Origin of the sequence: Parasporobacterium paucivorans DSM 15970 (genome assembly GCF_900141895.1) — a bacterium.
Taxonomy (GTDB): Bacteria; Bacillota; Clostridia; order Lachnospirales; family Lachnospiraceae; genus Parasporobacterium; species Parasporobacterium paucivorans.
Genome location: NZ_FQYT01000016.1, coordinates 1 through 13,109 on the forward strand (window position 1 = coordinate 1; position 13,109 = coordinate 13,109).

Annotated in this window: 15 protein-coding genes and 1 pseudogene; 2 read left to right on the forward strand and 14 right to left on the reverse strand. The window is 43.1% G+C overall.

Translation table 11 applies throughout. The features are described from left to right. From BUA79_RS07880 to BUA79_RS07895, 4 genes are all read right to left on the reverse strand, one after another. On the reverse strand, nt 1–716 hold a 716-nt coding region (locus BUA79_RS07880), incomplete at its 3' end, for a reverse transcriptase domain-containing protein (RefSeq protein ID WP_242941668.1). Beyond that, entirely contained in the window at nt 713–874 is a 162-nt protein-coding gene (locus BUA79_RS12540) for a hypothetical protein (protein ID WP_178138563.1), read from the reverse strand. The genes BUA79_RS12540 and BUA79_RS07880, both read right to left, overlap by 4 nt. 306 nt (nt 875–1,180) lie before the next feature. Continuing rightward, nucleotides 1,181–2,248 (reverse strand): uroporphyrinogen decarboxylase family protein, encoded by a 1,068-nt coding sequence (locus BUA79_RS07890; protein WP_073993895.1) that lies wholly within the window; start codon nt 2,246–2,248, stop codon nt 1,181–1,183. Between the two features lie 87 nt (nt 2,249–2,335). Beyond that, complete coding sequence (locus tag BUA79_RS07895; protein WP_073993898.1) at nt 2,336–3,223, reverse strand: LysR family transcriptional regulator; 888 nt, start codon at nt 3,221–3,223, stop codon at nt 2,336–2,338. Between the two features lie 279 nt (nt 3,224–3,502). Here BUA79_RS07895 and BUA79_RS07900 point away from each other — a divergent pair, with 279 nt between their 5' ends. After that, complete coding sequence (locus tag BUA79_RS07900; RefSeq protein ID WP_073993899.1) at nt 3,503–4,381, forward strand: carbohydrate-binding domain-containing protein; 879 nt, start codon at nt 3,503–3,505, stop codon at nt 4,379–4,381. A 56-nt stretch (nt 4,382–4,437) separates the two neighbouring features. On the opposite strand, the gene BUA79_RS07905 is transcribed toward BUA79_RS07900, so the two are convergent. From BUA79_RS07905 to BUA79_RS12380, 10 genes and pseudogenes are all read right to left on the reverse strand, one after another. Continuing rightward, the gene (locus tag BUA79_RS07905) at nt 4,438–5,544 is read right to left on the reverse strand and encodes a DVU_1551 family NTP transferase (protein WP_073993900.1); all 1,107 of its coding nucleotides are present in this window, start codon (nt 5,542–5,544) and stop codon (nt 4,438–4,440) included. After that, entirely contained in the window at nt 5,541–6,137 is a 597-nt protein-coding gene (locus tag BUA79_RS07910) for a histidine phosphatase family protein (protein ID WP_073993901.1), read from the reverse strand. Before BUA79_RS07910 ends, BUA79_RS07905 begins: the two co-directional genes overlap by 4 nt. Nucleotides 6,138–6,152: 15 nt before the next feature. Next, nucleotides 6,153–6,281: a hypothetical protein gene (locus BUA79_RS12800; protein WP_278308911.1), complete on the reverse strand. Its 129-nt coding sequence runs from the start codon at nt 6,279–6,281 to the stop codon at nt 6,153–6,155. A 5-nt stretch (nt 6,282–6,286) separates the two neighbouring features. After that, the gene (gene trsS, locus BUA79_RS07915; protein WP_073993949.1) at nt 6,287–7,624 is read right to left on the reverse strand and encodes a radical SAM (seleno)protein TrsS; all 1,338 of its coding nucleotides are present in this window, start codon (nt 7,622–7,624) and stop codon (nt 6,287–6,289) included. Between the two features lie 16 nt (nt 7,625–7,640). Then, entirely contained in the window at nt 7,641–7,916 is a 276-nt protein-coding gene (locus BUA79_RS07920; RefSeq protein ID WP_073993902.1) for a hypothetical protein, read from the reverse strand. Nucleotides 7,917–7,922: 6 nt separating this feature from the next. Beyond that, entirely contained in the window at nt 7,923–8,303 is a 381-nt protein-coding gene (locus BUA79_RS07925; protein ID WP_073993903.1) for a C-GCAxxG-C-C family protein, read from the reverse strand. An 84-nt stretch (nt 8,304–8,387) separates the two neighbouring features. Next, nucleotides 8,388–8,519 (reverse strand): hypothetical protein, encoded by a 132-nt coding sequence (locus BUA79_RS12805; RefSeq protein WP_278308912.1) that lies wholly within the window; start codon nt 8,517–8,519, stop codon nt 8,388–8,390. 163 nt (nt 8,520–8,682) lie between these two features. Continuing rightward, entirely contained in the window at nt 8,683–10,167 is a 1,485-nt protein-coding gene (locus BUA79_RS07930) for a sodium:solute symporter family protein (protein ID WP_073993904.1), read from the reverse strand. 137 nt (nt 10,168–10,304) lie between these two features. After that, complete coding sequence (locus BUA79_RS07935; RefSeq protein WP_073993905.1) at nt 10,305–11,330, reverse strand: XdhC family protein; 1,026 nt, start codon at nt 11,328–11,330, stop codon at nt 10,305–10,307. Between the two features lie 15 nt (nt 11,331–11,345). Then, a pseudogene (locus tag BUA79_RS12380) lies at nt 11,346–11,545 on the reverse strand (DVU_1557 family redox protein). A gap of 357 nt (nt 11,546–11,902) precedes the next feature. Between BUA79_RS12380 and BUA79_RS07940 the strand changes: the two are divergent. Beyond that, nucleotides 11,903–12,793 (forward strand): LysR family transcriptional regulator, encoded by an 891-nt coding sequence (locus BUA79_RS07940; protein WP_073993906.1) that lies wholly within the window; start codon nt 11,903–11,905, stop codon nt 12,791–12,793. Nucleotides 12,794–13,109 lie beyond the last annotated feature (316 nt).

Here is a 13,109-nt window from a genome sequence, read left to right on the forward strand (position 1 = left end):
CCTATTTCTGTTCTCTCAAACATTCCGTTTGCAATAACTCCCGCATTCAGATATTTATGGATGAGTGAAATCAGTCTACCGTCTTTAATGGTTCTGCTAAGTACCTCAATCAGTTTACTCTGACTTACAGTATCAAAGAACTTTTCCAAGTCCATATCCACCACATATACATAGCCATCGTTTACATTCTTTTGGCACTGCTTGAGGGCACCATGTGCTCCTCTTTTTGGTCGAAAACCAAAACTGTTTTCTGAGAATTGTTCCTCATAGATTGGTGTAAGTTCCTGTGTGATTGCCTGTTGAATAACCCTGTCAACTACAGTTGGAACTCCTATCTTTCTAAACTCACCTTTTGTTTCTTTGGGTATTTCTACCCTTCGAACTGGGTTTGGCTTATATTTACCATTCCTTATCTCTTGGATTAGGGTATCTTGATTTTCTCTTAGGAAGGGCAGAAGTTCATCCACCTGCATACCATCAATTCCACCTTTGCCCTTGTTTGCTTTCACCCTTTTATAAGCCTTATTAAGGTTATCTTTTAGTAAAATCAAATCCAAAAGATTGTTCGTCCAATAGTCTGTGATGATACCGCTCTTTTCAGTAATCTTCCCGTAGTCGAACACTTCTGCATACTCTTTCTGTTCCGCCGATACCATTTGCAGATAGTCCTCAATATGAAGTTGTCTGTTCTTAAATCTACTATCAGTTACTTTCATTGCTTGTATCTCCTAAAGTTCAGCCCTTCGCCGATTTTTGCAACCATCGGTTTAATATGGCTTCTGCTGACTTCTCGCCATTCGTTGTTACTCACGGATTTCATACTCTGTTTCCATCCGCTGGCGAGATCTCCCTGGGTACCACACGTTTCTTTCACTCCATCCATCTGCCACATTTACTATAGTTGATTCCGAGTAGTAATTGGACTTTGGTTTGTCTGGCAACCTTATCCTCAACGTATAGCCTCATGTGATTTCTGTTCGTCAGACCAGAGTTTTGCCTCCACCTTCCTTCAGATTCCACCTCACGATGGACACCCTTGGTCTTGGCTGTATCCTTCCCACTACTAGGGCGGATTTGGGACTTTCACCCTTTAGAAACGTGCGCCGCCAGGCGCACCAGCAAAAAGGAGCCCGATTAATTAATAATCGTACTCCTTCTGCTGTCTGTCATAAACACTTTTTTATTTTAACAAAGATAATGTTGGTGCTTCTCCACGCATCGAATAGAATCCCATTCCATATTGGAAATGCTCTTCAAGAAGCGGACCTACAAAATCAAAACCAATGGTAATCGGAAATACTACATAGCTTCCGCCTGGCGCAAGAGAATCTATCACCCTTCTATACTCCTGCTTTATTAATTCCGGAGTAACATGTGGAGCTTCCAGTACATGCTGGTTATCAAACCCTCCGCAAAATGTTATCTTGTCTCCATATTTTTTCTTTAGCTCAGGAAGATTCTTATTACCTGCCTGCAGTGTATCAATAGCATCAATTCCAATTTCTACAAAATCTTCAAATAACGGTTCAATATAACCACAACTGTGATGTTGGTATATTACTCCTTCTTCGTGGCAGGCATCAACCATTCTCTTTAAGTGTGGTTTGATTAGTTTTCGCCATGTTTCCGGATCCATAAACAACCTATCAGCTGCGCCGTAATCATCATGAGCGTTAATAACATCTACTTTATAGTACCTGGCAATCTTCTTAAAGTATTCAATCTTCCAGTCAGCCATCGCTTTAAAATATTCATAGCATTCATCAGGATCTGAAACTAGTGCCATTAGTGCATTTTCAAATCCCATAAGTGAATGCAGACGTTCAAACATTCCGTTAATAACCATGCATAAAACCAATTTATCTTCATCATAAGCACTTCTATTGTCTGCCATCGGAACTATTCCTGCTCCAGCTACAAGCGCCATAAAATCAGTATGTACATCGATATCTGCCTGTTTTTCCCAATCAATAGCTTCCAAATCTGGAAACTTTACATATTCACGCCAATCTGCAATATCCTCAAACATTATTTTTCCTGCGGTAGGCATTGGTGCGTGGGCCTCGGGCACATATGTCCATTCAACTCCAAAATAATCCTTCCCTACAGCTCCTCCACAATATCTTTCCATTTGAGGGCATGACTGTATCATAGAAATATCTGTAAATAAAGTGGGAATATATGCGGGCACTCCGTGCCTGTATGCTATAAGCGCATTTTCTCTGGGTGTCAATTGCTTCTGTTCCATAAGAACCTCCTTGTTTTGCGAATTATCGCTACTAAGGAAATTATACTTTTACTTAATTAATTTGTAAAATGCCCACTTTTTATGCAACTATGCTTTTGAGGCATAGTAGTTTTTCAATAAATCCAAAGCAAAATTTTTATTTTCATCTAAATATGCCAACTCAATAAAGTTATCATCCCGTCCATCCTCGAAAGGATACATTTTCAGAGAGTCTGACCTTACAAGGTCCATTTCCATATTAAGCAGCGCACATCTCATGCCTGACTCAACCCATAAAACAACATCATCCATTGAATCCAAAAAATGCAGGTTTGGATAAAATCCGGCTTCAAGCAGAAATTTATTCACAATAAACTCAACTCCCCCAGGACATTCTTCTTTTTTCACAATGGCCAGAGGTTCATATTTGAAGTCTTTGAATTCCAATTTTTCCTTTTTCGAAAGAGGATTTTTAAGAGGTACCACAAAAGCCGGTTCATATTTTTTTAATTTTATAGTCTTTAATTCCTGATGCTCATTTATATGAAAAGAAAAAGAAATAATTGCGTCAAGTTCATTTTTATTTAATTCCTCCAGAAGTGCGCGAAAACTCTTTCTTTTTATTATAATCTCTATGTTGGGATGATTTTTTTCGAAAATACTGACCATTTCAGGAATGAATTCTTTTATGGAAAGGCCATCCAATATTCCAATATTTAATTTACCTGTAATACATTGACTGGCTAAAGATGCTTTTTTAACGGCTTTTTCATAATCATTCATTAATACAGACAGTTCTTCATACAAGACGATACCTGCAGGAGTTAACGTTAAGCCTTTATTACTACGCACAAATAAAAGCATATTTAACTCTGACTCTATTTCAGTTATCTGTCTTCCTAACGTCGGCTGAGTTATAAATAAATGTTGTGCTGCCTTAGTAAAATTCAGACATTTTGCGGTCTCTAAAAAATATTTGATTTGTGAGATATTCATTTTATTTACCTGCCCGTTTTTAATCTATTTAATTACTGTCATTCCTGTTTAATATCTCTTGATTATATCATAAGTTATTAATCTATCGCGTCACTACTTTCCATATTTACATAATAATTTATCGCAGCCCGTATGTGATGATTTCCTGAACTATATGAACATAACCTGAATATCATCTGAGCGTTCCCTGTAACCTATTGAAAGCAGCACATAAATACGGTAGCATATAAGCTCAGTAGAAAAAAATGAGACTCGTATTTGACTTGAAAGGAAAAATATATGAAAATCAGTGCGCTTAAAAAAGCCGGTGTCATCCTGTGCGGCATGATACTGGGATTCTCCCTTGTCGCATGTGCAAAAAGCCAGGAGAGCACGACGACCACGACCGCTTCTTCGACAGAAAGTTCCTCCACTGCAGAAAGCATCACAACATCAAATGGGAATTCAATCCTTGATGTTTCCGGGCTGCTATCGGAGCGTGACTTAGAACAATCGCCCGATTTGACAAATGCACAGGACATTGAACTCTTTAGCGGAGAAGATGTTACAATCACAGAAGAGGGCATTTACGTAATCAGCGGAACTGTAGAAGATGTCACAATCATTGTAGAGGCAGCTGCAGAAGCAAAAGTTCAATTGGTTTTAAATGGCGTGAGCATTACAAACCAGGATTCCCCTGCAATTTACGTAAAAGAGGCGGACAAGGTCTTTGTGACTACAACTGACAGTGAGAATCATATGGAAGCAACCGGAACATTTGTTGCTGATGGGGATACAAGTTTAGATGCAGTTATCTTCTCTAAGTCAGACCTTGTGTTAAGTGGTACAGGAACTCTTGAAATAATTTCTGCACAGGGAAACGGTGTTACTTCAAAAGATGATCTTAAGGTTACAGGCGGAACATATACAATTACTACAGACAGCGATGGTCTCGAAGCCAATGATTCAATTGTAATATCCGATGGCAATTTCACTTTTGATGCCGGAAAAGATGCTATCCATAGTGAAAACGAAGAGGATGCATCTCTCGGATATATCTATATCGCAGGCGGAACTTTAAATATCACCGCAGCTGATGATGGAATCCAGGGAACGAGTATTGTCCAGATCGATGGCGGAACAATCACAGAGATCACCCAGTCCCAGATGGGCGGCTGAGGTCCCGTAAAATAAACCTCGCAGCTTTAAAAAAAGGAATTCTGCATAGTCACGGACTATTTTAGAATTCCTTTTTTGGTATCTGGCAATGAGCCAAAAATCAACTCATATATCTCCATGGCCTGCTCTTTTCTTCGTTCAACAGCGGCTATGGCCTCTTCATCTCCCCCAAAAAATGCTTTTCTGGCGGTGAATTTCTCTTCTATTGTAATATCCCGGTCATCCTGAACCAGCTTGTCGGCCAGATAAACCACCTCCTTTTCAGAAGGCTTCCGGGGGACTGCGCTTAGAACCATGTGCTCGTCGACGATTTCAGATACATAGAGATATCCCATATCCTTAAGCCATTTCGCGGCAGTTTTTGCATGGTTATCCTGCCCCTTTGCGATGTCATGGAGCAGGCCTGCCGCGCGTATGATATCCGGATCCAGCTTTATTCCTCTTTCCCGCAAAACCTGGCCGATTGAGGCAGCCACGGAAGCGACTTTTTCTGAATGGGCTTTCAGGCTGTCCGCTGCCTTGAAATAATCCTGTATTTCCCTGCAGAGTTCTTCTGAGGGGCAGTCCTTCGTCCTGTGGTATTCCGTCAGCTTACCATAATCCTCCGGGGTGTCCGCATCCATCAGTATGCCCGGGTCGGCAAAGGCCATATTCACAGTCTGACCCTGCAGTCTGGCTATTGCACCCTGCAGCCCCTGACTACCATCATGGTTCAATATCTGATCTATTATCCTTTGATTAAGAAGAAGAGGATGCCCTTTTTCTCCGTGAAAAGTCGGCTGTATCAGGTCAGTTATCCCTTTTTCCATTTCCCTGATCATGGCTTTAAGAGTGAACTGCTGCACAAAGGGGCTGTCCGAAGGGGAGACAAATACCATGTCCGTTCCAAATTTTACCTTTTCGAGCCCGATTTTTACCGAATCGAACATCTGGGTGGAGTGGTACTTTGGATTCTCCAGGAAAACCACGCCGGATCCTGCCATCCTGTTTTTGATTTCATCCCCGCGGTATCCGGTCACGACCACGATTTCTTCTATTCCGGCCGATTGAAAATTTGATATTGTCTTTTCTATCATTGCCAAGCCGCCTATCGGCAGAAAGGGCTTGAATTCCTTCATTCTGGAAGAGAGGCCGCCTGCGGCAATCACTGCTGCTGTTTTCATATGCACATACCTTCTGTCTTCAGATGAACGCCGTCATACAGAAGCATATTCACGCTCCCATACCCCGGCTTATTCCGGAAGCTTTCCTGGATTCCGGTTCCGGCAAGATGCGACAGAATCATCCGGATGACGCCGGCATGCGTTACGATAACTATATTTCCGTCGGTTTCCTGTATAGTCCTTGAGAGCTCCGACATGGCTCTGTCCCTGCACGCAGCCAGGCTTTCGCCTCCCACTATGACATAATGCTCCAGATTCATGCCGCGTTCTTTATACTCCTGGGGAAATTTTTCTTTTATTTCCTCAAAGGACAAGCCGTCCCATCTTCCAGTGTTCAATTCCGAGTAACTCTCTTTTACAACAACATCCCTTTTTTTGTCTGCAATAATTATGGCCGTCTCCCTGGCCCGGGACAGAGGACTCGAATAGACGCAGCTAATGTCCCTGTCTGAAAAAATCTTTTTCAGATTGTGGGCCTGCTTCCTTCCTTCATCATTGAGAGGAATGTCCTTTTTTCCCAGGCAGAAGGAGGCGTCCTGGGGCAGCTGGGGTTCACAATGACGGACCAGATAAATCCTGCGGGTTTCTTCCATAATACGACTCCATTCTCACTGCCTGATCCTTCGTTTCTGGCCGGAAATATTTTCCGTTTGCGCCGAAAAATGAAGGTCGACCCCGGGTCTCATGGCCTTGCCGGGAAGCTTCTCAAAAATATCGGTTTCATAAAGATTATCCATTCGTTTCAACTCCTGTATAATGACACCCCGTCTGTCCCGGTCAGGTTATAGGCGCAAAAAGGTATGATCCGCCTGTCAGGACTCACGACATGGATGTAGCATTCCTTCAGCCTTTCCAGATCGAGGTTCCAGGCATCCTGAAAAGCCATGGCAGATACCACAAATGTATACTGTTTCGTACGTTTTATGAATTCGTCCAGCGTCTCGGGTATCTGGTTTCTCGACACGACTTCCGTATGGTCTGCGGCACCCTTCCATTTGCTTGATACGTATTTCCGGGATTTTTCCGATTTGTTTTCCGTAGAACAGCAGCTGCCTTCTGCTTTGCGAAGAACGGAAAGGGTTTCATCCGGGTTCAGCAGAAAGCTCCCATTGAAAGAGCAATACGGATTTTCTGCCGTTCCCGGCTTAAAATCGCCCACTTTCATTTTGCCTTCTGTCTGAGCCTCGATATCCCGCAGCAGCTCCGGCAGCGTGTAACGAGCTGTGGAATCATCCGGATACCTGCCAAAATAACTGACCGGCTGAAAATGCACCCCTCTCACATGGGGCATTTTTTCAATGGCAAAACGCAGGATTTCTCCTACTTCTTCTGTGTTGAGGCCCTTCACCAGGGTCGGAACGAGCACCACACCCAGCCCATACGCGGCACAGTTTTCGATGGCCTTTTTCTTCAGGTCATTCAGTCTCTTTCCACGAATTCGTTCCAGCACGTCATCCCTCAATGAATCAAATTGCAGATATACACAGTCCAGTCCTGCATTTTTAAGTTTTCCCACATAATCTGTGTCTGCGGCCAGCCTGATTCCATTCGTATTCAGCTGAAAGAATGGAAACCCGAGCCGTTTCCCCATTTCAATGATTTCCGGTATATCGTCTCTGAGGCTTGGTTCGCCTCCCGAAATCTGGATGTTAAAAGATCCGCCCGCTTCCTTCAGAAGCATGTACCATTGTTCGATTTCTTCCAGCGTGGGATCCCTGTCCGCCGATTCTCCAGAAGACGCAAAGCATATAGGACAATGCAGATTACAGTTCCTGGTCACTTCCAGCAGGACGCAGCAGCCATGCTGCCTGTGATCCGGACATATTCCGCAGTCATATGGACATCCATTTTTTCTTTCGGTTATACTGTGGATATCTGACACTGGGTTTCTTACAGGAGACCAGGAATGATACGATGGCAGTCCTTTCCAAATGAGCGTGGAAAAATCCCCGTGCTCACTGCATGTCTTGCTTAAATATACGTCCTCTCCGTACCGGATCTTCTGCGCTTTGATCCTTGCCAGGCAGACTGGGCAGACGCTCTGGGTTTCCCCAATCAATACACCTTCGGTTACATCCATTTCATCCGGTTCCCTTCTATATTTCTTCCTGAAATACTTCAATCTGTATCCTGTGGCAATACGCATTTTGCACGGTGCAGTTCTTATCTCTCTTGAAATATTCGACCCAGAAGGTTACAGACCCAATCTGCAGGTGGGAAATACAGCTTCCCTTTTCAGGAAGAAATATCCTGTCATTATGCTCTTCCGCATTTTCTATGACCCTGCTTATATGTTTATATAATATTCCCTCCTGCTCCAGCTTATCCCTGAGAGCATCCGGAATTATGATTTCGCCGCATATCTTGCTCATTTTCCGCTACCTCTCTGGCAATCGATCTCTTTCTTCAATTATTTCCATACATCGGTCTATGACCCCGGTCGTGATTTTTATGCACAACTGAGGGTTCTTTCCTCCAACTCCCATAAGGTCGCGGCATTCCACGCTGCCATATTCCTCTTCAAACCAGTCTGCAAGTTCCGGTATAAATTCCTCCGATTCATACAGCGAGAGCACGCAGGCCGCCGCGCTTAATGCCCCGCAGAGATGCTGGCCGGATACCCCATAGCACAAGCCCTTCACTGCCTTAATCATATCAGGGTTTTCCTTTCCAGACAACTCCAGACCGATTCTCATCACAACCTGGGCACAGCATTGGTTCTGAAGCGCCAGTTCCATGACCCTTTCATCAAGATTCAATATCTTCACCTCCAGTACAATTCTTCGTAAAGATAAAAGAAGCCAGAGCGAAGATATCCCGGCTTCTTTTTCTATTATACACTTCTACTCGTTAATATCTCCATTCGAAATTTCTCCGCGTTCTACCTGCTTCCTATAAGCAAATATCGAACCAATGCACAATACCACAATCGTTCCAACAAGATATGCTGCTACTACTATATCAACTGTTGCCATATTATTTCCTCCTCTGTTAGCTTTTGCTTGTTATTCTACTAGATATTTTATAAAAGATATATATGATCAGCTGTATGCCAAGCGTTACTATCAATTGAAACAACAATACTTTTACAACCCAGTTCATACTATTCCTCCTTTGAAATTTCTGAAATCCTGGTACCTAAGCCTGGATCTGGACTTTTCCAATTAAATTTTCCTCATCTTTTATCTTTCTGAGCATACCTTTTTCACCAGGCAATGCAATGTTCAATATGATTCCAAGAACGACGCTGACTGCAAACACCGGATAGAAGCTCAGAACAAACTGTGGAGGGCACCATGATGGAGTAGCAAACGTCCACCAGAAATTCACAAGAACTGAACAGATCAGATTGATCCATGCCGCTTTCCGGTTTATTTTCCAAAGCAGACCGATCAGGTAATTGATGAAAATCGGCAAGCTGAGGGAGAAGCACCAGAAGAATAATCCCATCAGGATGGTTACCTTCAAGGCAGGGAGACAGGCTGCTGCAGTCACGATCACGACCATCCAGCGGCTTAATCTGACATGATTCTTTTCTGACATCTTATCGCCTCTGATTGGTTTAATGATATCGTCCGTCACAACATGGGCAATAGCCAGTATCATTCCGCTGGATGTTGACAGCAGAGCCGCCAACAGACTGCACATCAGGATTCCAATCAGCCATGGAGGCATTAACTGAAGTGCCAATTCCGCAACAGACAGTCGGACATTCGGACCAATCGCTGCTGCAACAGAAGGAACTGCCAGTGCAGTGATGCCCAGCACAACAAATGGAGTCGAGGCAAAACTGTTGATTAATCCTCCTAAAATCGCTCCTTTACGGATGGATGCCTCATCCTTGGCAGCCAGGATTGGCTGATAAAGGGCATGTTCCGAACTAACGGAAAACAGATTCAGCACGATTACCGGTATTATGATACCAAATACAACCGTAGGCGTGAAATTAAACAGGTTCATCCTCCATCCCTCGCCCAGGGATTCATAGAAATTTGAAACGCTGGCATATCCGCCGGGTATGGTATTTCCCATATATATGATGCTCAGAAAACCGCCGCCCAGCAGGACCACCGCATTGATAATATTCATATAGGAAGCCTGTAGCATACCGCCAAACAGGACATAGATTGCGGAAAGAGCTCCGGCAATCAGGACACAGTAAGGTGCATAAGCAAGTCTTCCTCCGGTCAAAGTATAAATAACCGTTGCGATACCAAGAATTTCTGCCATTGTTATGCCCAACCATCCTGCAGGGGCCAAACACGTATTGACGATCTTGATTTTCGGGCCAAATATCTTGCCCAGTGCCTGTGGAAATGTATCTACCTTTAACTTACGGAACCATGGTCCGAACCAGTACATGAAAATCGGAACGAAAACCGACCCGGTTAATATACTCCACCAAAGCACCGAAACGCCCATAAAGCCCTGCTGCTCAATTAAAGAGGTTGTATGCCCTCCCCCCAGCGGAGCCAGTGTAAACGAGCACATAACCGCAAACCATCCCAACCGGTTCGAAGCTGTAAAGAAATCTTTGCTGCCTGTCAATTTCTTTTTGGATTTCATTCCAAAATAAACTCCAAAAAAGACAAAATAAACAATCGCAATCAATATTGGTACCATCTTTTTCCTCCTTTTTTATGAAACATCAAAACCCCTCCGGAAATTATCTCCTTTCGGATGATATGTTCACCTCCCTGTAATCCATACTTTTCCTCCCGAGACGCTGGATGCTCCTTTGATCATGTATTTAAAATATTTCAAAATACCGGTTCCAGAAAAACTTCAATCTTTCCGCCACAAACCATTCCTTCGGCTTCGGCATCTGTATTTGTCATATCCACTTCGCAGATCATGGGGCTTCCTCCTTGCAGAAGAGACAGTCCCTTTTTGAAAATATCCGATTCCATGCATCCGCCGCCAATCGTTCCTACTGCTCTTCCATCACTGCAGATCAGCATCTTAGCCCCGCATTTTCTGGGTGCAGATCCTTTTCTTGAAACAATGGTCGCCAATATCTTTCGTTTCTCTTTACAGTCCGTGCTGTTTATCTCGGATATTATTTCTTTTGGATAACCTGCATCCCGGCTGTCTGTGTTCTTTACAAGTATAATTTCCCCCATAATGGATACAGCGATTTCTTCCGGTGTTTCTGCTTTTATATCGGTCCCTATCGGAGAATGGATCTTGTCCAGGATTTCTTTATCAATCCCTTTTTCTAACAGGGTTTCTCTGACCTTTTTCACGCGGATTCTGCTTCCGATCATGCCTATATATGCATTTCTTTTTTGGGAGATACTTTCCAGACAGGACTCATCATGTCTGTGGCCCCGGGTCACGATTACAAAATAGGTGTCCTCATCGCCTTCTATCTGCTCCAGACCTTTCGCAAAGCAGTCGCATATTACCCGATCGGCGTTTGCATTCCTTGCATTATCTGCATACATAGGTCTGTCTTCCAGCACGGTGACATGAAATCCCAGCATCAAGCCGATTTTTATCAATGGAATGGAGATATGCCCTCCGCCGCATATTACCAGCTTCTTCTCCGACCCGATCCTTTCAAAAAACACCTTCTGTGCTTCCAGCTGATATGTACCGGTTTTTTTCCATCCCAGATCATTCGAAAAGGTTTTCTCTAAAAATCCATTTTCCACAGAGGAAAACAGCACTTTCTCCTGGCTGACCAGCAATTTTTCTCCAATATTTTCACCGCTGACAACGGTTATGGCTGCAACATTTCCGCTCTTGTCTATCTCCGGAATCTTTTCATAAAATACAGACATCTTGTCGCTCTCCCTTTACTTATCCTCAAGCAATGTCTCCACTTCCCTCATGCGTCCATATTCCAGCTCTTCAGAAACAAGTACCTGTCCGCAGGAGGGCAGCATGGAAGCTCATGGATGACCTGATGTTCCAGGTAGGTCAATTTTGTCTTCTTGAGCTGCAGTTCAACATTGCATTTTTCGCATATCAGTTTTTGATTTTCCGAATTGCTCATAACAGGCCTCCTCGATTTTCAGACGGTGGCAACTTCTGATATGCAGTAAATATCAGAAGTTTCGTCTTTCGGCGATTCATTGCCTGTATCTTCTTCCCATAATCGCTGCTTTCATCTTCATATTCGTCTCTCTCCCTAAAAATCCAAAAGGCCAATAGATTGATATGACCTTTTGGTAGGTAAAAATAAATAGTTGGGGGCTATTTCATAATAATTATATGCTTTATATGCCACTGGGTACAGAATAGTGTTTTGATGGTACCATCTAAAAAATCGATGGACTGTATTGTATTGACACAGGCAATAATCGATAATAGAATGATTTCATATGCCAAATAAATGTGAAAGAGGACGAATATGGATATCAATCAGTTGGAAATCTTCATCACTGCCGCACAATATTTGAATTTTACAAAGGCAGCAATCAAATTATCGATTGTTCAGTCAGCCGTCAGTTATAACGTTGCCACTCTGGAGGACGAAGTTGGGGCGAAGCTGTTCTACAGACACAAAAACAAACTGACCCTGACAACAGAAGGAGAATCCTTTCTTCGGGATGCCTATAAAATGACTTCCATTGCCAAAAGTTCGATTGCCAAGCTGAAAACTACCCGGTTAGGCCAGCTGGGCGAACTCCATCTTGCCTTTGTTTTCCCTGAATTCATTGAACCTTTTTTGCCCGAGCTCAACAATTTCCATCTGACTTATCCTGATATCAACACACATTTCATGCAATACGACTCCGTTTCTGTCGCACGGAAATTAGAGAAAGAAGATCTGGATATTGCCTTCGGGCGTAAAGATACTTTTATCCAGAGCCCAAAATTGAGATGGAAAAGTCTATATAAAGATCCTTTCAAGCTCGTACTGAACAAAAACCACCCGTTGGCCATATTTGATTCTGTCACTCCTCAGATGCTGGTAAACGAAAAAATCCTGACCATGAACAGAAAAGCGAATCCCGGGATGTTCGACATGATAACCCATCTCTTTATGTCCAACGGGATCGTCCCTCTCCTGAACGACAACTCAAACCACCACTATACGACTCTCTTACTGGCGAGCATCAACGACGGGGTCGTAATTATTCCCTACCAAAACATCAAATCTATCAACCTTCCTCCCGATCTGGTTCTTCTTGATATTGATGATCCACACGCGCAGCATGAAATCGGCGTCGCTTGGAACGAACCTGTAGAAAACCTGGCCCTGTCCTTGTTTCTGAAAATTTTCGGTGTATACGAATAACTACAAAATATAAAAAGGCATCGTTTTTGAAAAATATGTTGATGGTATTTACATTCATTTTCTCCCCACTCTACTTAAATTAAGGCCTTACCACTGCTAGGGCAGACCGTCATATTTCTGGCACTTAACAAGAAGAGCTATTGTAGCATAGACCTTCATCTATCTACAACAGCTCCTCTGGATGGGGCTAAATTTAAAACATTTTATTAATCGAGATTATCCGCTCTCCAATTTAAAATGGCAGTTTTCAGTGCCTGACCATCTTCGCTAGATTTTTCATCGATTTCAGAATATACATCTTCTACGGTTGTAAGAA